Genomic DNA, 26177 nt, shown 5'->3' on the forward strand with positions numbered 1-26177 from the left:
GCAAAACTTACGCCTGTTTGTTTTCAGGGGGCAATATTAGTGAGAAAATAGACAATTTGAGGATCAAATGTGAAAAAACTAACCTCAGGTTATGCACACAATTTTCAGACTCTTTCCAGACAAGGATTTTCGGTCAATTTAAACATGTCCGAGAATCATTTTTCGTAAGAGATTCAGCGCATTAATGCTGGTTAATTCAATATTTCTGGATCGGTCAAATCGAAATTGAAAAAGCTCGGTGATCGTTTTTCCCGAGGATGACACAGCTACCCATACCATACCCACAGGTTTTTGATCTGTTCCACCCCGAGGTCCCATGATGCCACTAACTGCCACCGCATAGTCTGTATTCATGGCGGTTCGTGCTGTTTCTGCCATTACTTTCACCGTCTCTTCACTCACTGCTCCTTTGGTTGCTAAAATTTCATGGGGTACCGACAACAATCGCTCTTTTATCTCATTGGCGTAACTAACGATACTACCCTTGTAATATGCAGAAGATCCATCATGCTTGGTGATGAGATGAGCAATATATCCACCCGTACAGCTTTCAGCAGTTGTTACAGTTTGGTTTCGCTCTTTCAACAATTTGCCGACCACCAATTCCATAGGTATGTCACTATCTGTAACCAAATATTTTTCAGTACGTTGTAATAGTTGTTGAAAATAAATGGCAATGTCCTTTTCCAGTTGAGCGGCATCCAAGCCTGTACCACTTAAACGAAGTCTAACCATTCCATAATTGGGTAAATACGCGAGTTTGATATGAGATGGTAATGCAGTTTCTATGTCCTGTATCATTTCAGCTAAGAATGATTCTCCAATTCCGGCAGTTAATAGGGTTTGATGTCTGATGAATCCGGTACTGAATCTTTTTTCAATCAAAGGAATTACATGCGCCTTCATGATCCACTTCATTTCATGAGGTACACCGGGCATGGAAACAAAAATGACACCCTCTTTTTCAAACAACATTCCGGGTGCAGTACCTCGCTCATTCTTCAAAACGGTACACACATCCGGTACTTCTGCTTGTTTTCTATTACGCTCAATCATCGGACGCTTTAGTATCCTTTCAAAAATATCCGTGACATGGGCTAGGGTAGCTTCATCCATGATCATCTTGCCGCCAAAGTATTCACAGAGTAAAGGTTTGGTAATATCATCAGCAGTAGGTCCCAATCCACCCGTGATCAATACAATGGATGCTTTCTTACGTTCAGTTTCCAATGCATTCCAGATATCTTCCCTAACATCTCCCACTGATACACGGTTTTTTACCAGTATACCGGCTTTATTCAATTCCTGTGCAATCCACGCGCTGTTGGTGTCAATAACCTGTCCGATCAACAATTCATCTCCGATCGTTATAATGGAGGCAAAAACTTTTTCCATACTTTACAGACGCTTAATTTTAATGCAAGGTAAAACGCATTTATGAGAAGACTTGTTTACATGTCTATTTGTTTATTCAGTTTCATCCATTCTGTCACATCGCAATCTGTACAAGAAAGATTGGATAAGGCTTTTCAGCAATTCATAGCCGATCCTCAGATGCGGCATGCCATTGCGGGAATTTCAGTGGTGAACAGTGAATCCGGACAAATACTCCTCGAATACAATGGAAATACCGGACTTGCCCCGGCTAGTTGTCAGAAATTGGTGACCAGTGCTACAGCTTTGGAATTATTGGGCATTAACTATCGCTATAAAACTGAAATTGGCTATGATGGAGAGATCAAAGATGGCAAATTGACGGGTAACATACATATTAAAGGATTTGGAGATCCCACTTTGGGTAGTTGGCGATACACTGGTACCAGTGATACGTCCATTATCAAACAATGGCAGAAAAAGATCAGGGATTTGCGTATCAAAAAAATCGATGGACAAATTATGGTACATGCTGATCAATGGGAGACAGCTTCTGTTCCCGGTGGCTGGCCTTGGGATGATATGGGTAATTATTACGGAGCGGGTGCTTACGGATTGAATTGGAGAGAAAATCAATATGATCTTATATTGAAATCCGGACCCAATCCCGGTGATAAAGTCATGATCGCTAAAATGATCCCTGTACTGCATAACATGATCTTTACCAATGAACTTGTGGCAGGTAAAAAGGGTAGTGGTGATAACGCGTATATTTATTCAGCTCCTTATAATGATCGGGCATTTATCCGCGGAACCATTCCACCCGCGCAATCTGCTTTTACTATTTCAGGGTCAATGACTGATCCCGCCATGCAACTTGGTTATACATTAGCCGCTGCTTTAGCCGACGGGGCCGGAAAGCAACCGGGTGTACGAGCGCAGTCGAATCAAAAAAGTTTTCAATCCATTCATGTACAATATTCCCCCGTATTGGATAGCATCAATTATTGGTTCATGCGTAAGAGTGTAAACCTCTATGGAGAAGCGCTTGTGAAAACATTTGCTTTTGAAAAAAATGGAAAAGGGGCAACGGAAGATGGATTAGAGATCATGAAAGATTTTTGGAAAACCCGAGGCATTGATCCGGCAGCTTTGCGTATGATTGATGGGAGTGGATTATCACCTCAGAATCGGGTAACGACCAATAGCTTGGTAAAAGTATTACAGTATGCTCGTTCTCGTTCTTGGTTTGCGCAGTATATGGCTGCATTTCCTGAGTATAATAAAATGAAATTAAAAAGCGGAACCATTGGAGGCTCAAAGGGATTTGCAGGGTATCATACTTCAAAAGAAGGGATCACTTATACAATTGCCTTCATCGTAAACAATTATAATGGGTCTGCTAATGAGATTGTACGAAAAATGTTTTTGGTATTAGATGAATTAAAATAAATAGATTTCAATCATTGCCATTCTATCAACAAAAAACAGCAGTATGAGTCAACAAAGTTTTAACAGCCACAGACGCTATGTACCCCTATGGCACTATGTAACAGCACCCGCCATATTCAGTTTGTTAATCGGTTCATTTTATAACCTAAAAGATGCTACGGAAAGTAATCTCTATTCTGCCTCTTTAATTTGTTTGATTGCAGTCATTTTGGTATTGATTTTCTGGTATGTACGTGCTTTTGCCTTGAAAGCCCAAGACAGGGCTATTCGAGCAGAAGAGCAATTCCGTCACTTTATCTTAACAGGTAAGCCTTTGCCTAAGGAATTAAGATTGAGACAGATCATTGCCTTGCGTTTTGCTTCTGATGAGGAATTCCCGGCATTGGCGGAGCAAGCAGCCCGTGAAAAAATGGGCAATAAGGAAATCAAAGCTTCAATAAAACATTGGAAACCAGATTACAGCAGGGTTTAATTCATAAAATAAGGCAATAATTTTTCTCTCAGGGTTTCCGGCATGGAAGCCCTTTTTCCTGTCTCGCTATTGATGAAAAATAAAGTGACTTTACCGGTAGTTAATAGCTTGCCTTTTTCATTGTACACTTCATTGTAAAAAGAAATGCTATGGTCTGCTGGTAACTCTTTTAAGATGGTTTTGATGGTAATGAGGTCATCATAATGTGCCGGACGTAGGTAACGGACTTCCATCTCAACAACCGGCATACGGATCCCCATTTCTTCCATCGTCTTATATGTAAAACCCAACTCACGAATACATTCTGTTCTGCCTACCTCGAAGTATTGTGCATAGTTGCCATAGTATACAATATCCATTTGATCTGTTTCTGCATATCGTACTCTTAAGTTGGTCACATGGCTGTACATAGTTATCCTGATTTGTTGACAAACTTACACCCTCCATCTGTTTTTCCACAAATGCATGTTAAGTCTTTCCTTACAAAACGCTAATACTACCTTTAAAACAGGGTTTTCGCTTTTCATTAAGAAAGAAACAAAAATCTTTGTTACCAAGCAGACCGAATATGATGAACAAATTTTTTTCTATATGCTTGCTCACCGCGGGATTGGCGGTTAGTACACAGGTTAATGCACAGTTGAGTCAACAGTTACAGGATCCGGATGCTGAATTCAAACAGGCAAAGGAAATGTTTCAAAATGACCAGTATGGATTGGCTTATCCTGTCTTCAAAAAAATATATAGTCATGGTACAGCTACTACTAATTTGTCGTTTGCTGTACAACTGGAAGCGCGGTACTATTATATTTTATGTGGATTAAAACTCAATGATTCTACAGCTGCGCCCATGGCGGCAGATTTTGTTGAACAGGAGAATGATGTGCCACATGTTCAAATGATGCGTTTCCATTTGGGCGAATATTATTATCGTAGGAAGCAATTGCCGGAAGCAGTTGCCTGTTACGAAAAAGCAAATATTGCCAACCTGAGTAACCGGGAGATCGCCGATATGAAATTTCATCAGGCTTACGGTTATTTCACCATGGTACAATTTGATAAGGCCAGACCTTTATTCAATGCCATTCGTCAGATTCCACAAGATCCGAATTACATTGATGCCAATTATTATTATGGCTTCATCGCATTCAATGATAAAAAATATGATGAGGCAATTGCTAGTTTTCAAATTGCCGAGCAATCCAAAGATTATCAAAATGTCATTCCCTTTTATTTGACTGAGATTTACTACTTCAAAGGAGATAGAAATAAAGCACTGGAATATGGAGAGGCGGCACTGAATAAAGGTGGACAATACTATGATCTGCAATTGAGACAGTTGGTTGGACATTTATACTTTGAAAAGCGGCAGTATGCAAAAGCGTTGCCTTATATCGAAAAATATGTAGCAGGTACGCCAAAGGTTAGAAGAGAAGATATGTATGAGTTGGCGTATTGTTATTATGAAGCCAAAAATTGGACAAAAGCCATCGAGGGATTAAAACAATTGGGCGGTGGTGAAGACTCTTTGGCACAAAACAGTATGTACCTGCTGGCAGATGCTTATTTAAAAACGAATGATAAGCAAAATGCACGCAATGCTTTTCAATTTTGTTCCGATAACAATAGTAATGCTTTACAAAAAGAAGTCTCACTCTTCAATTATGCTAAGCTTTCTTATGATTTGGGCTATATGGATGCAGCGTTGAAAGGATTTCAGTCTTTTACAGCTGCTTATTCTTCTTCTAATATGTTGCAGGAAGCAAGAGAACTTTTGGTGAGTACTTTGGCGAATACCAGTAATTATAAAGATGGTCTTGCATTGTATGAAAGTTTACCGGTAAGAAGTGAGAATGCCATGAAGATTTATCCCAAATTATTATATGGCAGATCGGTAGAATTGATCAATGATCAGCAGATCAATCAGGCGGAACCTTTGTTGAACAGACTGTTGGAAATCCCGTACAATAATAACCTTGTTGCACTTACACGTTTTTGGAAAGGAGAAATTGCTTACCGAAATGGTAACAATGAAGCGGCTATTCAGCATTTTACTGAGTATATCAAAAATCCTGTGACCAACGGAGAAGTAAACGTGGTGAATGCCAGGTATAGTTTGGGTTATGCTTTGTTGAAAACGGAAAATTATCCCGCCGCGAAGGAGCAGTTCGAAATGATTACAAAAAGCATCACAGCTAATGCATCTAACATTGAAAAAGATGCTTATCTGCGTGCAGCTGATTGTTACTTTATGAACAAAGAGTTCAAAAAAGCTTTGGGAATGTATGATCAGGTGCTGAGCATGCAATTGAATACAGCTGATTATGCATTATATCAAAAAGCAGTCATCGCTGGAGCGATGAACCAGAATACAGAGAAATTAAAGCTGTTGCAAAGTCTGGAAACCAGATTCCCTTCTTCAGCATATATCGCTGATGCAGCTTTAGAACAGGCCAATACTTATTTAGCAGATGAGAATTATGAGGCAGCATTGATACCACTGAATAAAATATTGAAGTCGCAAAAAGCAGTCAGCATCCATCCTGAAGCCTATTTGAAATCAGGGATTGCTTACTTCAACCTCGATAAAAATGAAGAGTCGTTGAATCAATTCAAAACTTTGGTATCTGGTTATCCAAATTCTGCTGAGACTGATGCGGCAGTAGAGTATATCAGGAATTTATTTATAGAAAAACAACAGCCCGGTGAGTTTGTTTCTTTTATGCGTTCCAATGGAAGACCTGTTACCTATAACGAAGAAGATTCCCTGACTTTTAAATCCGCGATGCTACGTTATGATGTAAAAGATATGTCGGGGGCTAAAAATGGTTTCAAAGATTATTTATCGAAGTTCCCTGATGGGAGATATGCTATTGAAGCCAACTATTTTTCAGCAGAAATTTTTGTAACAGACAAGTTATTGAAAGAAGCGTTGCCTTTTTATGCAGCAGTGGCTGAAAAGGGAGTGAGTGTATTTGCCGAAAGAAGTGTGTTGCAGGCTGCACGTATTCATTATTTCGAGTTGAAAGATTATACCAATGCTGAAAAATATTTCAGTCAGTTGAAAACGATTGCCACACAACAGGAAAACAAACTGGAAGCGATGCGTGGATTACTTCGCTGTCAGTTTAAAGCACAAAAATGGACAGAAGCTGCTCCCAATGCGGAAGATTTATTAAAACAAACAGGTATCGCTACCGATGATCGCATGATGGCCAATTTGGTGGTAGCGAAAAATTACCAGTTGAATAAACAACCTGATCTCGCCATTGCCGCATACCGACAAGTGATGCAAACCGGTAAATCAGAGTATGGGGCAGAATCTCAGTATCGTATTGCAGAGATATTATTCCAGCAAGATAAACTTACCGAAGCCGAAACGGCGGCTTTTGATGTGATCAAAAAATCAGGCTCTTATGAGTTTTGGGTAACCCGCAGTTATTTACTGTTGGGAGATATTTACTTCAAGCAAAAAGACCTGTTCAATGCAGAAGCTACTTTCAAGAGTATTGTTGATAATGCTACCATTATTGAATTAAAAGAAGAAGCACAACAAAAATTGAAACTAGTATTGGAAGAGAAAAATAAAATCAATAAAGTAGAACAAGAATAAATTGGCATACATGAAGCGCATATTATATACATTTTGCTTAACCTTCATCTCTCTTTGGATTGTGGGTAATGCAGATGCCCAAAGAAGACGCAGTACAAAGAAGAAAGTAACGGTCGCAAGGAATGAAAGTAAACCAGCAACATCCAACGAAACCCGAATGGATGCTGCGGCACTTGCTGATACTTCGTCGCCCAGAGTCGTAACCATTACATCTGCATTTAAACCTTCGCTGAAGAATGCTGCTAAAATTAATTTTACGGCTGCATCTACTTATGTAGACTCTTCACGTACACCGGTAACATACGCTGTTCCGGCTCAGAATTTATTTTTCTCTTATCAGCCGGTGCCCATCAAGCCATTGGCATTGCCTGCAGACACAGGATATCGTTGGCAGAATGATCATTCTATTCGAGCAGGACTGGGAAATTTTAATAGCTTTTTGGTGGCAGGTTCCTTTTCTTTTGGAGATGGGGTAAAGAGTAATACCATTGTGAATGCAGATTATCTATCTAATAAAGGAGACCTGTTTGCACAGCAGTTTGCAAAACTCGGTCTGAGTGTATTGTCTGTATTTAATACCAACAATAACAATGAATGGACTACCAAGGCAACTTATAAAAACACAACCCGTTATTTTTATGGGTTTGATAGTAGCACGCTTAATATCAAGAAAGAAGATTTACTGCAAAGGTTCAATGAAGCGGGTATAGAGATTGGGTTAAGGAATAAAAAAGCCAATGCTTTTAATATTACATATGCTCCTAAACTCAGTTTAAAATATTTTGCTGATAATCGTCAGGGTAAAGAATACAATGCCATACTGGAAGCGCCATTACGAAAGACCTTCGCCAAAAAATTTGCGATTGATCTTGGAGTCTTTGCAGACATTGCAAGTACTACTTTTGCACCTCCCAATCAGAGTAAGATCACGAACAATTTGTTTTATGTGAGCCCATCTGTTCAGTTTCAATCATCAAGTTTCAAACTCAATGCGGGTATTCGTCTATCTTGGAATAATGGTAAGTATGAAACATTGCCCAATATAACTGCAGAAGCCAAAGTAGGAGAGACAGGACTACTGGTTGAACTGGGATGGGTAGGATATTTTCAAAAAAATGGATACCGTACGCTGACAGATATCAATCCATGGATTTTCCAGCCCAATCGTCTTGAAAACACAAAAGTTGGAGAACAATATGCAGGTATTCGCGGAGCTGCAGGCAATCATCTAACCTATCGGGCCAGGCTCTCATTTATGCGAATGAATAACCAAGCTTTGTTCCCAACCTCAAGAGTTTCAATAGAAGGAAGATTCTTTGATGTATTTTTCGAGCCACAAATGGATGTAGTACAGTTGCATGGTGAGATTGGCTATACATTGCAAGAGAAACTATCGATATTGGGTGGAGTTACCTACCGTCAATTCACATCTTTACAAACAGCTGAAAAAGCATGGGGATTATTGCCGTTAGAAGTAACTGGAGCATTGCGCTGGAAAATGTTCAAAGACTTACAATTAAAGGCGGATGTTTTCTTGTGGGATGGCAGTCACTATAGAGACGTCAATCTAGCCACTTTTAAATTAGATCCTGCCGCAGACCTCAATATTGGTGCTGAGTTTTCTGTAATGCCCAAATTGAATCTCTGGGTACAATTGAACAATGTCCTGAACAATCGATATCGCCGTTGGCATCAATATGAAGTTCTGGGCTTGAATGTTTTAGGCGGAGTTGTATATTCGTTCCGGTAAATGGGAACCATGATACAACAGCTACTGATCAAATACCTCATCCAAAATGGCCGATTAGGGATACCAGATATCGGTATATTTCAGGTTAAACGTATACCTGCGCAAGTGGTGGCTGCCGGTACAGCCATCAAAGGCCCTGTATCTTTGATTACGTATCATGCAGAACCGGTTCCTGCAGATAAGCATTTGTTTGAATTTTTGTCTTCAGAAACGGAAACAGATGAAGTTGCTGCAATAGGTCAATTCAATGCGTGGACGCAGGAATTAAAACAGAAAATTTTTGATCACCAGTCTGTTGAATTGCCATTTATTGGTACGCTTTTACTCGATCAGGATGGAAATATAATACATACAGCCCCCGAATCAGCAATTGGATATCAGTCTGTTTCATTACCGGAAGGGGTGGTATTGGAAACCACAGTGGCAGCAGAAGGAGAAGAAATTTCACCATCAGATGCATCTTGGTGGATCTATGCCATTATTTTATTACTATTAGGTGTTGCCGCCATCGCCTATTATTACCTATAAAGTTTTGTCTGCATGAGCGCAAGCCTTGTTTATTATCAGGATTGTCCCTTTTGTCATCATCAGGATATTCACCCATTGTTGGTGGCCAAAGATTATACGGTCAGTAAAGAGAATTTCGAGATTTGGCACTGTGGACATTGTACCAATCGCTTTACACAATCCATCCCTGATCTTCATCATATTGCACCTTATTATCGTGCTGAAGCTTATGTGTCGCATACGGATACCAATAAGGGGCTTATCAATCAATTGTATCATTGGGTTCGCTCTTATACGTTGGGAAATAAACGCAGACTGATCAAAAACATCAGCGGATTAAAAGAGGGGAGTTTGTTAGATATTGGTGCAGGTACAGGCGCTTTTGCACATACCATGGTTGCAGCAGGATGGAAAGTGACTGCCCTGGAACCTGATCCTGTTGCACGCGAAAATGCCGCCAATAAATATGGTTTACAACTTCGTTCATCAGATGAGATGTATATTTTGCCTGAGGATTCTTTTGATGTAATCACACTCTGGCATGTACTCGAACATGTACATGATTTGCATGGATATTTTGAACAATTCAAGCAATTATTGAAGCCACAAGGTAAGCTGGTGATTGCGGTGCCGAATTATACGAGTAAAGATGCAACCATCTATGGTCAACATTGGGCGGCATGGGATGTACCCAGACATCTATATCATTTTTCTCCCGCAGGTTTACAACAGCTTGCTCATTTAAAAGGATTTAATATCAAGGAAATGCATCCAATGTGGTTCGATGCTTTTTATGTGTCGATGTTGAGTGAGCAGTACAAAAGAGGAGAGTCCAATCTATTAGCGGCTTTTTGGAATGGACTCAGGTCGAATTTAGGAGCATTGGGTGATCAGCGGAAGTGTAGTTCAGTGATCTATATCTTGAGCCGAAATTAACCAGCGCATTCAATCAGTTTAATTTGATTTCATACAAAGCAGGCCATCTTTTCCCCGTGATATAAAAACTATTTGTAGAGGGGTTAAACGCAATACCATTCAATACATCTGTTTCTTCTGTGATGGGCTGACCTGTTTTTTGTAACAAGCCAGTAAAGTCTAGTCGACCTTCTACCAATCCCGTTTCAGGATTGATCTTTGCGATATAGTCCTTCATATATATGTTCGCATAGATACTGCCATTGACAAATTCAAGCTCATTTAGATTAGATAGGTAGCCGTTATTGTCGTATACACCCAGCGTTTTTTCAATTGTAAATGTTTCAGGATTTACAAAATAGATATTGCTATCACCGGTACTGATCAGTAATTGTTTACCATTATGTGTAATGCCCCAGCCTTGCATATTCCAATCAAATTCTTTGATCTTTTTGAATGAGGAAAGATCATAAACAAATACCTTATGTTGTTCCCAGGTTAATTGATAAATTTTGTCATTCAAGATGGTAATACCTTCACCAAAATATTCATCCGGTATATTAATTTTCTGAGTTGACTTACCTGTCTCGAGATTCATTTTCATCAAACGGCTTTCTCCATACCATCCGGTTCCTTCATACAGTGTATTGTTGAACCAGATCAACCCTTGGGTAAATGAGGTTATATCATGCGGATACACCTTTACAATCGTATATCCAATATTTACGGGTGTAGGAATGGCGGTGGTAGTATTATCCGAAGAAGATTCTTCTTTTGTATCGTTACAAGCCAGCATTAAGACCGGCAACAAAAGCAGTAGGAATTTTTTCATATTGATAGGTTCACTTCAAAAATAGAATAACTAATAATAGCATTCCGTTAAAAATCCTGCAAAACAGTGCCGGCTATTTGTTCCGCAATCATGGGTGTTAACGCTACTCCCATTCCATTACAAGCCAATGCTACATAATAGCCCTGTTCAGTACGTCCTTGATAAGGTTTCTTATCCTTGGTGAACCCCATGATACCACTCCAGGAATCTGCAATCTCAAATGATAGGGAAGGGTGTAAATGTCTTTTCAAGAAATCAATCAATGCGTTTTTGATCATATCAGAACCGTCCATATCCAGTGTCTGTTCGCCATCAAAATCCATGTTCCTAGCGCCGCCGAGTAATATTCGATCTCCTAAATGACGCCAGTAATAAAATCCCTCATCAAAATGAAAAGTACCTTTCATCGGGAGATGGGGGATGGGTGTTGTCAGAATGATCTGTCCTCTTCCGGGTTCAACCATGGGCTTTTTTAATAGACCATCTGTAAACGCATTGGTACAGAAGATAAGTTTTTTAGATCGAATCGAAATGCCATTCGTACTAGTGATCATTGACCGATCTTGATCTGCTTCCCAACTGTGTACTTGAAAACCATCCAATATATTCACCCCTGATGAGCGAACCAATTGGGTTAATGCCTGTACCAGTTTGCCACTATGTAATGCAGCTTCAGAACTATTCTCCACCAATACATCAAAACCCATCAAACCTAATCCTGACATTTTCTGTCCTGCATATTTGAAAATGGATCGCTGTCCGGTGATGTCTTTCAAAAGTTTATTCAACTGACTCACCCTGTCATCAAATGCATACCAATACCTCGAATCTTGATTGATGCATTCATAGCCACCACAGTATTCGTAATCAATTGAGCTTTCAGTAAAATGCGATTTGATCTTTTCAATGCCTTGATAACGCAGTTCTACAATACGCAGCATTTCATCTGTACCCATGGTTTCCATATCACTCATCAATTCTGTGGGACTTCCAAAACAAGCGAAACCGGCATTGCGGGTAGATGCACCTAATGGTTTTGTATTGCGTTCTACAATGGTAATCTGTAATTGTGGACTTCTTTTCTTGAGTTCATAAGCCGTCCAAAGACCCATCAGTCCAGCACCAACAATAACAATATCCTGAGGGGTGTAAAAAGATTCTTTCTCCCAGATAGACAAGCTAATCATAAATAAAATTACCAAATCTCTGCGTAACCTCCATTGCTCTCCTTCTGCGGTTATATCTTTTACCACATAGTGACGCAGAGTTTGGCACAGCGTTTCGAGGAGGGGTTATACGTTGAATCGGAAATGCATTACATCCCCGTCTTTCACGATGTATTCTTTTCCTTCAATTCTTAATCGACCATTATCGCGGCATGCAGATTCACTGCCATACTTGATAAAATCATCGTAAGCAATTACTTCTGCTTTGATGAATCCTTTTTCAAAATCAGTATGAATAACGCTTGCAGCCTGCGGAGCTTTCCAGCCTTTGTGGATAGTCCATGCACGTACTTCCTGTACACCGGCTGTGAAATAGGTATCGAGGTTCAATAATTTATAAGCGCTGCGGATCAATCTGTTCAAAGCAGGTTCCGTCATTTTATATTCTTCCATGAACATCTGCTTATCTTCTTCAGATTCCATTTCTGCAATTTGTGCTTCAATATTGTTGCACATCACAATTACTTCAGCACCTTCATGTTTTACGGCTTCTTTCAGTTGCTCTGAAAACTTGTTTCCTGTATGCATACTGGCTTCATCTACATTCGCTACATACAATACAGGTTTGTCTGTCAATAAGAATAAATCAGCAACGGCTACTTTTTCTTCTTTGGTTAATCCTAGGGAATAAATACTCTTACCGGTTTCCAAATGTGCTTTACAGCGGGAGAGGATCTCAAATTCTGCTTTTGCTTTAACATCGGTTCCAACACGCGCCATTTTCTCAACACGCTGCATTTTCTTCTCAACACTCTCCAGGTCTTTCAACTGCAATTCCGTATCAATGATTTCTTTGTCACTCACCGGATTAATGGCTCCTTCTTCACGCAATACGTTTTCATCCTCAAAACAACGGATTACATGAATAATAGCATCTACTTCACGGATATTACCTAAGAATTTATTGCCCAATCCTTCGCCCTTGCTGGCGCCTTTCACCAATCCGGCAATATCCACGATCTCCATTTGTGTAGGAACGATCCTATTCGGAACTACCAATTCAGCCAGTTTAGCCAAACGCTCATCCGGAACATCTACCAATCCAACATTGGGTTCAATGGTACAGAAACGATAATTACTTGCCTGCGCCTTAGCACTATTACTCACCGCATTAAAAAGGGTCGATTTTCCCACATTGGGCAATCCCACGATACCTGCTTGTAAAGCCATACATCTTTTTTTCGAGCCGCAAATATAGGCTTTTGTGGGTTAGTCCATAGTTGATGGTCTTTGGCCCATAGTCCATAGTCCATGGCAGAGCCATATTCTACTACTATGGACTATGGACCATGGACTATCGACTAAACCCTTTTCTCCCTATATTCACCCCATAATTCATTCCCATGGCACTCAATATTGTATGGATCGCATTTTTTGTCATTGCATTTGTGATTGCGTTGTACAAGTTCATTTTTTTGAATGATACGGAGATCTTTAAGACACTTGTGGATGGGATGTTTGACAGCGCAAAAAGCTCTGTGGTGGATGTGGCATTTCCTTTGACCGGCGCCATGGTCTTCTTTTTGGGATTGATGAGTATTGCCGAAAAAGCAGGTGCCATCAATTGGCTGGCACGTATACTCAATCCGTTCATGAAAAGACTGTTTCCGGGTGTTCCGGAAAAACATCCTGCTATGGGACAAATGGTCATGAATTTTAGTGCGAATATGTTGGGACTTGATAATGCGGCTACTCCTTTTGGGTTAAAAGCTATGGAAAGTCTGCAGTCCATCAATCCGGAAAAAGAAAAAGCATCCAATGCACAGATTATGTTTTTGGTGTTGCATACGAGTGGACTTACACTGATTCCGTTAACGATCATCTCTTATCGTTTGGCATCGGGATCGAAAGAATCGGCGAGTGTATTTATTCCATTGGTATTAGCCACCATTTGTACCACATTGGCATCCATTTTTATTGTCGGGTTCTGGCAGAAACTAAAATGGGATAAAGTGTTGTTTGGCTGGATCGGTGCTTTATTGGGATTGGTTGCGCTAATGTTGTATTGGGTACAATCCATGGGACCAGCCGAGAAAGAGATATTCAGTCGAATTACAGGAAATCTATTGTTATTGGTAATCGTAGTAGCGATTATACTTGGCGGTGTATGGAAAAAAGTAAATGTATTCGACGCATTTATTGATGGGGCAAAAGGAGGCTTTGATGTGATCCTAAAAATATTGCCTTATCTGGTAGGCATGTTAGTAGCCATTCGCATTTTCCGTGATAGTGGTGCATTGGGTTATATCGTTGAAGGAATTTCATGGGTACTCATGCAGACTGGTATGAATACAGAATTTACACCTGCTTTGCCGGTGGCTATTATGAAACCTTTTAGTGGCAGTGGTGCCCGTGGACTGATGCTGGATGTAATGCAGGTATATGGACCTGATTCCTTTGCCGGTAAACTCGCATCTACTTTTCAAGGCTCGGCTGATACCACTTTTTATATCATCGCACTTTACTTCGGTAGTGTAGGTATCAAAAAAGTACGCTACGCCATCTGGGCAGGAATGCTCGCTGATTTGTTAGGAGTGGTGATGGCGATTGTGATTGGATACATCTTTTTTAAATGATGAATATTGAATGTTCAATGTCGAATATTGATTTGATCATATATTAAGTTCAATATTCGACATTCGATATTGGATATTTTTCCTGTTTTCACGAACTCAATATCTTCTTCAGTTTTTTAACCCCTTCTGATGCTGTTGCTTTTATCGGTGTTATGAAAGCAGTATCAACAGTCGGTATCTGTTTATCAATGATGTATTTGGGGGTCGATCGATGTACATAATCTAATAATCCGGCAGCAGGATATACCACTAGCGAGGTGCCGATGACAACAAAAATATCTGCACTGCGGGTGATCTCAATAGCTTCAGCAATTTTTGGAACAGGTTCTTCAAACCAAACAATGAAGGGGCGGAGTTGATGCCCGTCTTCTGCAGTATCCCCCAGTATAATATCGGTTTGAATAGGATAGATTAAAGATTCATTTTGTTCACTTCTCATTTTAAAAATCTCACCATGCAGATGAAGTACCTTGGTGCTGCCTCCTCTTTCATGTAAGTCATCAATGTTTTGGGTGATGATATGAACATCAAAAGCTTTCTCTAATTCGGCTAATCCTTTATGTGCTTCATTGGGGAGAGCATTGGCAATATCTCTTCTACGTTGGTTATAAAACTCAAGTACCAATGCGGGATTCTTTTTCCATCCATGTGGAGAAGCTACTTCGTATACATCATGTCCTTCCCATAAGCCATCGCTATCGCGAAAGGTTTTAATACCACTTTCTGCACTAATGCCTGCACCGGTGAGTACCACTAACTTTGGCTTTGTGGACATCGTTCGCGCTTTATTTAGTTTCGGAGAGTTCCATGATGATCTTCCATTCTTCATCTGTCACCGGTTGTACAGATAGCCTTCCCAATCGAACCAGCGCCATATTTGCCAAACGCTTATCAGTTTTGATTTGTGCCAGCCCAACCGGTTTCTTTAATTTCTTAGCAGGAGCGAAGTCAACCGCTGACCAGGTTTCATCATCAATGGTAGGGTCTGGGTATGCTTCTTTGATCACTCTGGCGATACCTACGATTTCGAGTCCCTCATTACTGTGGTACCAGAAAGCAAGGTCTCCTTTTTTCATGGCGCGTAAATTATTCCTGGCAGCGTAGTTTCTCACGCCATCCCAAAAAGTGCTACCATCTTTTTCAAATTGTTCCCAACTGTATTTGAAGGGTTCGGATTTAATAAGCCAGTATGCCATAATCCTTTGAATATTTTATGATCAATCAAATGATGCTAATACATCTGCTAAATGCAGTACCTGCAAGCCACTTCTTTTATGTTTGATACAACCATCAATATGCATCAAACAACTCATATCCGTGCTAATGATATATTCAGCTTCAGTAGCAGCAGCATTGGTAATTTTCTGATCACCCATGGCAATGCTAATGGGTTCAAACTTTACGGCAAAGCTGCCGCCGAAACCACAACAAGTTTCATTGTCTGCCATTTCAATCAGTTCAAGTCCCTTGACCTGACGCAATAATTTTCTGGGCTCTTCTTTGATCTTACATTCGCGAAGGGCTGCACAGCTATCGTGATAAGTTACTTTTCCATTGAATTGAGCACCGAGATCTTCGACTTTTAATACATTGACTAAAAAATCGGATAACTCGTAAATTCTTTCAGACAGTTTTTTGGCTGTCTGTTGTTGTGCGGAAGACTCGTACAACTTTTGGTAGTAATTTTTTACAAAACCCACACAACTAGCGCTCGGTGCAACTATATAATCTGATCCACTAAAGTCTTGAATGAATTTATTACAAACATCTTTTGCTTCTCCCCAGAAACCCGCGTTGAATGCAGGCTGACCACAACAGGTTTGATTGGCGTTATAAGTAACTGTACATCCTGCTTTCTCCAATACTTTCACCATATTGAAAGCAACTGAGGGGTATAGTTGATCCACAAAGCAGGGTACAAATAACTGAACTTGCATTTTTTACTTTTGATTCTTCAATTTACGATTGAGTGATATCATTTTGATGGCAGTAATGGCAGCCTCTTCACCTTTATGACCATGAACACCGCCTATTCTTTCCAAGGCTTGTGGTTCATTGTCAACGGTTAATACACCAAATACAACAGGCACATCGAGTGTAAGGTTCAATTGAACAACGCCATCAGTTACAGCTTTACATACGTAATCAAAATGAGGGGTGTCTCCCCGAATAATAGTACCTAATGTAATGTAGGCATCCGGTGGTTGCTGGCTATAAGCGTAGTGATTTTTTACGGCGAATGGAATTTCAAAAGCGCCGGGTACAACCAGTGTTTTACAAACGATACCTTGTTCTTTTAAAATTTTTTTAGCACCTGCTTCCAGTTTATTAATGATGTGTGCGTTCCACTCAGTTTTTACGATAACAACAAAGGCATCCTTTATAACGGGGATGCCTTTGTTTAATGAAGTATTTCCTTTTGTTGCCATTAGTTAGCTCCTAGGTCGTTTTTTTCAATGCTTAAACGATAGATATATCTGTCTGCCTGAAAACCTTTATCAGTCTTAGGGAATTTCGCCTGAATAGTTTTAAAGATTTCAAGTGCTTCAGTTGTTTTTCCTTTTGTTTCTAATAAAAGCGCAGCGCGGAACAAGTATTCAGCAGAGTTATTGTCGTCTTTTTCGAAAATACTACCTGCTTTTTTATAATAGGTAACAGCATCATCTATTTTACCTTGTTCAGCATAAGCATCACCCAAAGCACCATAAGCTAGTAATTGAACTTGTTGTGCATCGGTTGAGAAATCTTTCAAGTACTTAACAGCGTTATTGAAATCGCCCAATTTAAGATAACTAATACCTGCATAGTAGTGAGCTAGGTTAGCAGCTTTTGTACCACTAAAATTCTTGATCACATACAAAGCACCGCGACTTTGACCATCGCCATTCAGTACCAGATTGGAAGAGTCTATTCTGAAATATTCTTCTGCTTTGAAAAGGGCTTCTGCCGCTTTCTCTTCTTTGGGCTTCACGATAAATTCACTGTAAGCATACCAGCCACCAAAACCAATCACAACAGCAGTAATGCCGCCAATAATGATTTTTTGATATTGTTGCCAAAATCCTTGCGCTTTAGCTAGTGCTTGATTGTCTTGCATCACTTCATGCTTATCACTCATGTTAGTTAGTTGTTCGTTTTTGAATGGGATATATATCTAAAAAAAATTAATCAACAATAAAAGAATAGTTCTGATCGATGTACACATCTTTCAATACTTCACTATCATCCGGCCATGGGCTTTCTTCCGCAAAGCGTACGCTTTCTTCTACCACAGCATCAATGCGTTTATCAATATCGTTCAAGAACTCTTCTGTTGCAAAACCATTTTCAAGGATGGTAGTACGCACTTTGGAAATAGGATCCTGCTCTTTGTATTCATCTACTTCTTCCTTAGAACGATATTTTTGAGGATCGGAGATAGAGTGACCTTTGTAGCGATAGGTCTTCATTTCCAAGAGGGTTGGACCTTCGCCGGCACGTGCTCTTTTTACAGCTCGGGCAATTCCTTCATGTACCGCTTCTGCAGTCATGCCATCAACTTTATCAGCGGGCATATCATAAGCATCAGCCAGTTTATAAATATCGGTTACGTTACTGGTACGTTCAATCGAAGTACCCATTGCGTAGTTATTGTTCTCACAAATAAAGATCACAGGTAATTTCCAAGTCATGGCAAGGTTAAATGTCTCATGCAACATCCCTTGTCTGGCAGCACCATCACCAAAATAACAAAGCACTACATTTTGTGTGCCTTTGTACTTTTCAGCAAAAGCCAATCCGGCACCTGTTCCAATTTGTGCACCTACAATACCATGACCACCAAAAAATTTATGCTCCAAGCTAAAGAAGTGCATGCTTCCTCCTTTTCCTTTCGCACAACCCGTTGCCTTGCCATACAATTCAGCCATACATGCGTTGGCACTAACACCTTTTGCCAGTGCTAATCCATGATCGCGGTATGCAGTAATGAATGGGTCATCGGGTTGGGTAGCGGTCATACATCCTGCGGCAATAGCTTCCTGTCCAATATAGGCATGGAAGAAACCACGGATCTTACCCGCCATTTTATACATTTCCTCGGCTTTCAATTCAAACTGGCGAATCAGCTGCATCAGCTCATACCAGTAGAGATAAGTTTCTTTTGAGAATTTAGTCGGCACTTGGTCAAATTTTGAGGTGCAAATATAGGGGTTAAAACCCAAAAATGTCAGTACGATGGGGGGCTGTTGAAAACAACCCAATCCCTTGAATTTCAGGGACTATATGACAAAATAAACCCGATTACCTGTTTTTGGTAACCGGGTCAATGATTTTGAGGATCAATTAGTAGGCTACTTCTGTACTTGGTTCACCCTTCAAATCGAAGGAAGGAAGCGGTATCTGTGCAATCAGTTGCTCCTCCAGGAGATCGGCATAGGTTCTAAAATATAGGATCACATCGGCTCGTTGATTTCTCTTTAACCAACGAAATCCACCTGGTAAAGCGTTCAATACGGTTCTATCCTCCAAGTATTCGAGGTTATGGATATCGGTGGGTGTTAACCCTGTATCCTGTAATTTTTTCAATAATAAACTAATTGGTGCATCGGTAACACCACAATATTCTTCTGCCAGTTCTGTCCATTCTCCGATACCTGTATGGGCATAAGTGAGAATTTCTTCTTTGGAGAGATCTGTGATCACTTGTAATAAGTTCCCACAATTACAGGAACCATGATTTCCCCATGCGTACTGTGCTCCTTCTTCTAATCGCTTCGCAGTCTCGCGCAGCGCTCCGATCAATGCTAAAGTTGGAATGGCCATATGGAATTGTTTATTCTAAAATAACATTTTTGGAAGAAGAAAGTTGAGAGATTTTTGATGGCAGATCGCAGATGTCTGATGTCTGATGTCTGATGTCTGATGTCTGATGTCTGATGTCTGATGTAATGAAGCATTAAAGATAGATCACTCGCAATAATTTTCCCATAGGAAAAGTTTTTTCCTAGTACCTAGTACCTAGTACCTAGTACCTAGTACCTAGTACCTAGTAGCATCTAGCACCAATTGTCTAATCCAAACACTCAAAAATTCTGAAAGCTTCAACAGGGCTGTTAAAAAATTAAAAAAGAAAATTTTAATTGAACTGTTTAATGATGGCACATGTAATCATCTACACAAACTATAAAAACTAAAAACATGAAAATGAAATTTTTCTCTTTTGCCATCGCATTGCTGATGGGTGCATTTGTTACGGTATCTGCCCAAAAAACTGTAGTAGATGTTGCTGTTGGTTCTAAAGCACACACTACACTTGTTGCTGCTGTAAAAGCTGCAGGATTGGTTGAAACATTACAGGGTGCTGGTCCATTCACTGTATTTGCTCCTGTTAATGATGCCTTTGGCAAATTACCTGCTGGCACTGTTGAGAGCTTACTGAAGCCTGAAAACAAAGCTCAGTTGGCTAAAATCCTGACTTACCATGTTGTTGTAGGTAATTTGGATGCTGCAGCTGTTGTAAAAGCAATTAAAGATGGTAAAGGTAAAGTAGTAGTAAAAACAGTAAGTGGCGGTTCCTTAACTGCTTCTTTAAAAGATGGCAAAGTAATTCTGACAGATGAGAATGGTGGAGTATCTACTGTAACTGCAACAGATTTGAAAGCAGGTAATGGTGTGATTCATGTGATTGATAGTGTTGTGTTACCAAAATAGTTGACAGTTGATAGTTGACAGTTGATAGATGGGAAAGACTTATTTTTATAGATAATTTTTGTAGAGAGTAAATAGTGAAAGTGTAGGTTCATATTTACAACTGTCAAGTAATAAAAAAGAGAGGTGAGCAAATACTTTGTTCACCTCTCTTTTTTCTGTCAACTGTCATCTATCAACTGTCAACTTTCTTATTTTTCATTCATAAACGGATACTTATAATCCACCGGCGGGTTATAAGTTTCCTTAATGGTTCTGGCGCTTAACCAGCGGAATAAATTCAGCATACTTCCTGCTTTATCATTTGTGCCTGATGCACGAGCGCCGCCAAATGGTTGTTGACCTACAACAGCTCCTGTTGGTTTGTCATTGATATAGAAGTTGCCGGCTGCATTACGTAGTTTGTTGGTTGCCAATTCTACTGCAGCTCTGTCTTGTGATAAAACAGCTCCTGTTAATGCATACGCAGATGTATTGTTTACCAGATCCAATGTTTTTTCAAATTCATTGGCTTTGTAAGTGTAGATGGTGAGTACCGGTCCAAAAATTTCTTCACACATGGTTCTGTATTTTGGATCTGTAGTTTCAATGATGGTAGGTTCGATAAAATAACCTTCTTTTTTACTGTAGTTACCACCTGCTATGATTTTTGCCTTTTTATCTTTCTTAGCACCATCGATATATTTGGTGATGCTGTTAAAAGCTTTTTCATCAATTACTGCGTTGATGAAATTGGTAAAGTCTTCTACTGTTCCCATTTTCATAGTTTTCAAAGTAGCGACCAATTTTTGTTTTACTTCAGTAGCAATGTTATCAGGCAAATAAGCGCGAGAAGCGGCAGAACATTTTTGTCCCTGGTATTCAAATGCGCCACGAGCTAATGCGGTTACAACTGCGTCAACATTCGCGCTTGCATGTGCAATCACAAAATCTTTACCACCGGTTTCACCAACGATACGCGGATAAGAACGATACTTACTGATATTCTCTCCAATCACTTTCCACATATTATTGAAGACACCTGTTGATCCTGTAAAGTGTACCCCTGCAAATTCCGGGTGATTGAAACATACTTTTCCAATGGTCGGACCATCCACATAAATCAAATTAATCACACCATCCGGTAAACCTGCTTCTTTTAGTATACGCATGAACAATTGTGCAGAGTATATCTGTGTATTTGCCGGCTTCCATACCACCACATTGCCACACATGGCAGCCGAGGTAGGAAGATTACCGCCAATGGCTGTAAAGTTGAAAGGTGTAACTGCCAACACAAATCCTTCAAGCGCTCGCCACTCCATGCGGTTATGCATACCGGGGGCAGATACCGGTTGTTGCTTATAGATTTCGCTTAAAAAGTGAACGTTGAAACGTAAAAAGTCGATCAACTCACATGTGCTATCAATCTCTGACTGGTAAGCATTTTTACTCTGCCCCAACATCGTACTTGCATTCATCACATAACGATATTTGGTCGCCAGCAAATCAGCCGCTTTTAAAAAGATATGCGCTCTGTTCTCCCAACTCATAGATGTCCAGGCATCTTTGGCTTTTAAAGCTGCATCAATCGCCTGGTTTACATGTTTTTCTTCACCCGCATGAAAATGTCCCAAGGTATGCGCAATTTCATGTGGGGGATGGATAGCTACTTTTTTACCGGTCTTTACCGCTTTACCACCGATATACATCGGAATATCAAGTGTTTTCTTTTTGAGGTCTGCGATAGCTTTTTTCAAAGCGGCTTTTTCCGGGGTGCCGGGAGCATAACTGTTTACCGGTTCGTTGGCCGGAATAGGATAGGAGAAAGTACCAAAACTCATAGTGATAGATTTTGAAGCTGCAAGGTAGGGAAAAGTCAAAAGTCAAAAGTGAAAAGTGAAAAGGGGGAGGATGCCGTTGAACACTTTTAGCACTTTGTTTTACATACAGTTGGTAGATTGTACCTAAATACGATCCTTATGAAACGATCATTATTACTCAGCATCATTCTTTGCGGTACCATAACATTATTCGCCAAACCTGTTCCAGTACCGATTTTGGTGAATGCAAAATGGCTACAAGAACATCGGTCTGATAAGGACCTTGTCATCCTGCAAGCAAATTTCCTCCGACTTGATTACGAGAAAGAACATATCGAAGGCGCTCGGTTTTTATGGCCCGACTGGTTGGCGGCTCATTCTCCTGAGGGAAATTTCAACGTGCCAAATACAGATGTAGCCAACCGTATCTTACAGTCTTTGGGTGTGAATAATGAGTCTCATGTTGTTTTAGTCTATACCAAATCAGATATCACAGTTACGGCGAGAATGTTTCTTACGTTAGAACACTTGGGATTGTATAATCGGGTTAGCTTATTGGATGGTGGATTGGAAGCTTGGAAAAAAGAGGGGTTGACTTTGGTATCCGGACCTTCGCCCATTGTCAATAAAGGAAATTTTACAGTTCAGCTTGCAAAATTGCTGGTGGATAAAAACTATGTTCAAGATGCATTGATGCAGAAAGATAAATTAGTAGTAGATGCCCGGTTGAAACGATTTTATGATGGAGATCCAACAGGGAATCCACGAGACGGACATATTACCGGAGCACTAAACCTGCCTTTTCCTGATTTGATGGATAGTACCACTCGTTTTAAACCCATGGCTGAGTTACAACAATATTTTGATCGGGTTAATACCGATAAGAATAAGGAGATGATTGGGTATTGTTTTATTGGACAAACCGCCAGTGTGCTGTATTTGGCAGGTCGTTTATTGGGCTATCCCATGCGCATCTATGACGGATCTTTACAGGAATGGAGTCGATTGCCGGAATTGCCGATGGAGAAGAGTAGACAGTAGTATTTATTGCCACAGAGGGCGCTGAAATGCACTGAAATATCTCTGTGTGCTTCTGTGCCCTCTGTGGCTATAAAAAACTCCTTGAAACCAAGCTTCAAGAAGTTTTTTATAGGGATGATGTTTATTCCTCAGGTAACAAAATCAACTTCACCATATTATTCTCATTGAATAATTTATTCGCCAATTCTTTGGTTTTATCAACTGTGATCAGCTTGATCTTATCAGCAGCTTGTAAGATCTGTGTAGGATCAGTGCCACGGAAAAAGTTCTGTTCCAGTCTAAAACGCCAGAAACTATTCTCTTTGATATCATTTTCCAGACTTCTGGTTTGTTCGGCCACCACTTTTTCGATATTCACGGCAGGAACACCGTTGGCTTTCGTGTTTTTAATTTCTTCCATTACCAATGCAATCAGTTTATCAACATTCTCCGGTGCACAACCAAACTGTATGGTGATGCCATAACTGTTCACAGGTTCACGATTAAAACCTCCTCCTACACCTACGCCATACACACCACCGGCATCTTCACGCAGTACTTCTCTGAGTTTAATGGCGAGTGCTTTGGTGAGTTGTCCAACCTGTACTTCATCCAGATCACTGATCTCACTCACTTCTCCTGTGAATGCTAAACGTACACTGGCTTTGGGCTCTTTACCTTTTCTGATCACTTTACTCACAACCCCTTTCGGATAACGGATACCCACATCTCTCCACTGCTCTTTTTGATTGGTGGATGGGAGAGAAGCAATATACTTTTCAACCAGGGTTTTGATATTCTCCAATTCAAAATTGCCTACAAAAGTAAAAGTGAATTGTCCGGCATTGCTGAATCGTTCTTTATAAATCTCAAACGCACGATCCAATGCTAATTGTTGCATCGTTTCCATGGAGAATGGTTTTCTTCTCGGATGGTAATTCCCCATGATATAATTCACCGAATCTGCAAAAACAGAAGCTGGATCTTTGTCTTTATTCGCCAACTGAACTTTCATCTGTTGCTTGATGACTTCAAACATATTAGCATCTTTTCTCGGCGCTACAAAATAGCCATGCAGCCACTGAAAAGCGGTTTCCAAATCTTTGGTGGTACTGTTACCATTCAATCCTTGCATGTAATTCGCAACCGAAGTTGATACAAAGCAATTTTTACCTGCCAGTTCTTTTTGTAATGCCTGAATGTCAAAATCTCCAATACCGCCGATAGAGGCAATCACCGAGGCATTGGCGGCATTCACATAATCTTTATCATCATACAAAGAAGAACCACCCCAACTGATGGCTGAGAATTGTACATCATCATTTTTGAATTGGGTTGGTTTCAATATCACTTTTGCACCGTTGGATAAAATCCATTCAGTCGTTTCAATCGAAGGATATTTTTTCTCACTCACCACTTTACCTGCAGTAGGCTCAACCGGTAATAAAGCACCTTTGGTTACTTTATCAACATAAGCATCCAATTTACCAATGGGTTTATTGAGTAATGCTGTAACCTGATCGGCTGTCATCAGATCCGCTTTTTCTTTTTCAGGAGCAGTGATCACAACAGACCTATTCTCTGTAGAGATCCAATCTTTGATCAATGAATTCACTTCTGACAATTGAATTGTAGGCAAATACTTTTGATGCATCTCAAATTCCTTTTCAATACCCGGAATCGATTCGTCTTTCAGATAGTTTCTAACATACTCTTGCAAGAGCTCCACAGATTTTGTTTTATCTCTTTCATTGTACATGTTCTCGATTCGAGATAAAGTACTTTTCACGGCACGATCCAATTCAGTTTGCGCAAAGCCATATTGCTTCACCCTTTCATTCTCTGTCAATAATGTTTTGATCGATGCTTCAATGTCTTTAGCTGTTTTAGCAACAGCAATCAAGCTAAATGCATCTTTATCACCAATAAAAGAGCCATAGCTACTGCTACCAAACAGGAAGGGTGCTTCCGGTTTTTGTGCAATCTCTTCAAGGCGACTGCTCATCATTTGATTGAAAAGGTTTCTAATCAGACTGGCTCTATATTCTTTCTCAGTTTTAGAAGCCTTGATCTCAGGACGTAAATAGTACACCTGCACAACATTATAAGGCTGTTCAGCATCCGTGAGAATAGAAGCCCTGGTTTCCGGAAAAGCAGGTACACCAAATTTGGTTCTGGGTTTAGGTGTTTTGACTGCAGGTATCTTACCAAAATGATCTTTGATCATTTTTTCAGTTTCTGCGATATCAATATCACCCACAACGATCACCGCTTGCAAATCCGGACGATACCAATCTTTATAAAATTTTGTCAGCTCACTGTAGGGAGATTTCTCAATGCTTTCTTTGGTACCTATGGGTAAGCGTTTGGCATACTGAGAGCCTTTTAAGATCACTGGAAAGAATTTATCACGTAGTCTAGCATCTGCACCTCTGCCTAATCTCCATTCTTCAACGATCACACCACGCTCTTTATCAATTTCAACAGGTTCAAAACTTACCTGATGTGCCCAGTCTTCTAGTATTTGCATGGCTTTTTTAAAGATCTGGATACTGTCTGTGGGTACTTGTAATTCATAAACAGTTTCATCAAAACTGGTATAGGCATTTAGGTCAGCACCGAAGTTGACACCGCTTTTCTCCAGAAAATCTACCAGTTCTTGTTTCTTGAAATTCTTAGTGCCATTGAAAGCCATATGCTCTACAAAGTGGGCGAGACCTAGTTGTTGATCAGATTCCAGTATGGAGCCTGCATTAACCACCAATCTTAACTCCGCACGATTTTTAGGTTCGATATTTTTACGGAGATAATAAGTAAGACCATTACTTAGTTTGCCAATTTTAATTTTTGGATCGATACCCAGTTTAGCATCTAATCCGGTTTGGGCTTGTACCATTAGGGTTACAAGCAATAAGAGCAGTGTTTGTCTGATACGCAACATGACAAAAAT

General features: G+C 40.1%; 23 protein-coding genes. 9 read left to right on the forward strand and 14 right to left on the reverse strand.

Features of this window, described 5'->3' with window-relative positions; all coding sequences use genetic code 11:
* Window positions 1–138: 138 nt before the first annotated feature.
* Window positions 139–1395 carry a competence/damage-inducible protein A gene (locus ACTIEV_RS07510; RefSeq protein WP_322194521.1) on the reverse strand — a complete coding sequence of 419 codons (1257 nt, stop codon included), beginning with the start codon at window positions 1393–1395 and terminating at the stop codon, window positions 139–141.
* 42 nt (window positions 1396–1437) lie between these two features.
* Between ACTIEV_RS07510 and dacB the strand changes: the two genes are divergently transcribed.
* Together dacB and ACTIEV_RS07520 are read left to right on the forward strand one after the other, a co-directional pair.
* Window positions 1438–2826 carry a D-alanyl-D-alanine carboxypeptidase/D-alanyl-D-alanine endopeptidase gene (gene dacB, locus ACTIEV_RS07515; protein ID WP_322194519.1) on the forward strand — a complete coding sequence of 463 codons (1389 nt, stop codon included), beginning with the start codon at window positions 1438–1440 and terminating at the stop codon, window positions 2824–2826.
* Between the two features lie 43 nt (window positions 2827–2869).
* On the forward strand, window positions 2870–3298 hold the full coding sequence (locus tag ACTIEV_RS07520; protein ID WP_250685767.1) for a DUF6526 family protein: 429 nt from the start codon (window positions 2870–2872) through the stop codon (window positions 3296–3298).
* Here ACTIEV_RS07520 and ACTIEV_RS07525 read toward each other — a convergent pair.
* Complete coding sequence (locus ACTIEV_RS07525; protein WP_322194516.1) at window positions 3295–3708, reverse strand: acyl-CoA thioesterase; 414 nt, start codon at window positions 3706–3708, stop codon at window positions 3295–3297. The genes ACTIEV_RS07520 and ACTIEV_RS07525 overlap by 4 nt on opposite strands.
* 161 nt (window positions 3709–3869) lie before the next feature.
* Between ACTIEV_RS07525 and ACTIEV_RS07530 the strand changes: the two genes are divergently transcribed.
* The 4 genes from ACTIEV_RS07530 to ACTIEV_RS07545 are packed head-to-tail and all read left to right on the forward strand — an operon-like array spanning window position 3870 to window position 10104.
* Entirely contained in the window at window positions 3870–6911 is a 3042-nt protein-coding gene (locus ACTIEV_RS07530) for a tetratricopeptide repeat protein (RefSeq protein ID WP_322194514.1), read from the forward strand.
* A gap of 10 nt (window positions 6912–6921) precedes the next feature.
* Window positions 6922–8661, forward strand: a complete 1740-nt coding sequence (locus ACTIEV_RS07535) for a hypothetical protein (RefSeq protein WP_322194512.1) — start codon at window positions 6922–6924, stop codon at window positions 8659–8661.
* 9 nt (window positions 8662–8670) lie between these two features.
* Window positions 8671–9189, forward strand: coding sequence for a hypothetical protein (locus tag ACTIEV_RS07540; protein ID WP_322194510.1), 519 nt, complete (start codon window positions 8671–8673; stop codon window positions 9187–9189).
* Window positions 9190–9201: 12 nt separating this feature from the next.
* A complete protein-coding gene (locus ACTIEV_RS07545; protein WP_322194508.1) occupies window positions 9202–10104 on the forward strand; it encodes a class I SAM-dependent methyltransferase in 903 nt (300 codons plus the stop codon).
* Between the two features lie 13 nt (window positions 10105–10117).
* On the opposite strand, the gene ACTIEV_RS07550 is transcribed toward ACTIEV_RS07545, so the two are convergent.
* Genes ACTIEV_RS07550 through ychF form a run of 3 tightly spaced genes read right to left on the reverse strand, consistent with a single transcriptional unit; the run spans window position 10118 to window position 13311 of the window.
* Entirely contained in the window at window positions 10118–10915 is a 798-nt protein-coding gene (locus tag ACTIEV_RS07550; protein ID WP_322194506.1) for a glutaminyl-peptide cyclotransferase, read from the reverse strand.
* A 47-nt stretch (window positions 10916–10962) separates the two neighbouring features.
* On the reverse strand, window positions 10963–12168 hold the full coding sequence (locus ACTIEV_RS07555; protein WP_322194504.1) for an NAD(P)/FAD-dependent oxidoreductase: 1206 nt from the start codon (window positions 12166–12168) through the stop codon (window positions 10963–10965).
* A 39-nt stretch (window positions 12169–12207) separates the two neighbouring features.
* Window positions 12208–13311, reverse strand: coding sequence for a redox-regulated ATPase YchF (gene ychF, locus ACTIEV_RS07560; RefSeq protein ID WP_322194502.1), 1104 nt, complete (start codon window positions 13309–13311; stop codon window positions 12208–12210).
* A gap of 173 nt (window positions 13312–13484) precedes the next feature.
* On the opposite strand from ychF, the gene ACTIEV_RS07565 reads away from it, so the two are divergent.
* A complete protein-coding gene (locus tag ACTIEV_RS07565; RefSeq protein ID WP_250685758.1) occupies window positions 13485–14717 on the forward strand; it encodes a spore maturation protein in 1233 nt (410 codons plus the stop codon).
* A gap of 88 nt (window positions 14718–14805) precedes the next feature.
* Here the strand turns inward: ACTIEV_RS07565 and ACTIEV_RS07570 are convergent, their stop codons facing one another.
* The 7 genes from ACTIEV_RS07570 to ACTIEV_RS07600 form a co-directional block, all read right to left on the reverse strand.
* A complete protein-coding gene (locus ACTIEV_RS07570) occupies window positions 14806–15492 on the reverse strand; it encodes an SIR2 family NAD-dependent protein deacylase (protein WP_322194497.1) in 687 nt (228 codons plus the stop codon).
* 10 nt (window positions 15493–15502) lie between these two features.
* The gene (locus ACTIEV_RS07575) at window positions 15503–15913 is read right to left on the reverse strand and encodes an EVE domain-containing protein (protein ID WP_322194495.1); all 411 of its coding nucleotides are present in this window, start codon (window positions 15911–15913) and stop codon (window positions 15503–15505) included.
* Window positions 15914–15934: 21 nt separating this feature from the next.
* On the reverse strand, window positions 15935–16654 hold the full coding sequence (locus tag ACTIEV_RS07580; RefSeq protein ID WP_322194494.1) for a (Fe-S)-binding protein: 720 nt from the start codon (window positions 16652–16654) through the stop codon (window positions 15935–15937).
* Window positions 16655–16657: 3 nt separating this feature from the next.
* On the reverse strand, window positions 16658–17146 hold the full coding sequence (ribH, locus tag ACTIEV_RS07585) for a 6,7-dimethyl-8-ribityllumazine synthase (protein WP_322194492.1): 489 nt from the start codon (window positions 17144–17146) through the stop codon (window positions 16658–16660).
* Window positions 17146–17835 (reverse strand): tetratricopeptide repeat protein, encoded by a 690-nt coding sequence (locus ACTIEV_RS07590; RefSeq protein ID WP_322194490.1) that lies wholly within the window; start codon window positions 17833–17835, stop codon window positions 17146–17148. Before ACTIEV_RS07590 ends, ribH begins: the two co-directional genes overlap by 1 nt.
* A 46-nt stretch (window positions 17836–17881) precedes the next feature.
* The gene (pdhA, locus tag ACTIEV_RS07595; RefSeq protein ID WP_322194488.1) at window positions 17882–18877 is read right to left on the reverse strand and encodes a pyruvate dehydrogenase (acetyl-transferring) E1 component subunit alpha; all 996 of its coding nucleotides are present in this window, start codon (window positions 18875–18877) and stop codon (window positions 17882–17884) included.
* Window positions 18878–19040: 163 nt separating this feature from the next.
* Window positions 19041–19520, reverse strand: a complete 480-nt coding sequence (locus ACTIEV_RS07600) for a hypothetical protein (RefSeq protein ID WP_322194486.1) — start codon at window positions 19518–19520, stop codon at window positions 19041–19043.
* A gap of 375 nt (window positions 19521–19895) precedes the next feature.
* Between ACTIEV_RS07600 and ACTIEV_RS07605 the strand changes: the two genes are divergently transcribed.
* The gene (locus ACTIEV_RS07605; protein ID WP_322194484.1) at window positions 19896–20408 is read left to right on the forward strand and encodes a fasciclin domain-containing protein; all 513 of its coding nucleotides are present in this window, start codon (window positions 19896–19898) and stop codon (window positions 20406–20408) included.
* A gap of 188 nt (window positions 20409–20596) precedes the next feature.
* Here ACTIEV_RS07605 and pruA read toward each other — a convergent pair whose 3' ends face one another.
* Window positions 20597–22228 (reverse strand): L-glutamate gamma-semialdehyde dehydrogenase, encoded by a 1632-nt coding sequence (gene pruA / locus ACTIEV_RS07610; protein WP_322194482.1) that lies wholly within the window; start codon window positions 22226–22228, stop codon window positions 20597–20599.
* A 138-nt stretch (window positions 22229–22366) separates the two neighbouring features.
* Here pruA and ACTIEV_RS07615 point away from each other — a divergent pair, with 138 nt between their 5' ends.
* Window positions 22367–23248 (forward strand): sulfurtransferase, encoded by an 882-nt coding sequence (locus tag ACTIEV_RS07615; RefSeq protein ID WP_322194480.1) that lies wholly within the window; start codon window positions 22367–22369, stop codon window positions 23246–23248.
* 121 nt (window positions 23249–23369) lie between these two features.
* Here ACTIEV_RS07615 and ACTIEV_RS07620 read toward each other — a convergent pair whose 3' ends face one another.
* Window positions 23370–26168 carry a M16 family metallopeptidase gene (locus tag ACTIEV_RS07620; protein WP_439516311.1) on the reverse strand — a complete coding sequence of 933 codons (2799 nt, stop codon included), beginning with the start codon at window positions 26166–26168 and terminating at the stop codon, window positions 23370–23372.
* Between the last annotated feature and the right edge of the window lie 9 nt (window positions 26169–26177).

The sequence above is a fragment of the Sediminibacterium sp. genome, from assembly GCF_051861365.1.
In the GTDB taxonomy this organism is placed as follows: domain Bacteria; phylum Bacteroidota; class Bacteroidia; order Chitinophagales; family Chitinophagaceae; genus Sediminibacterium.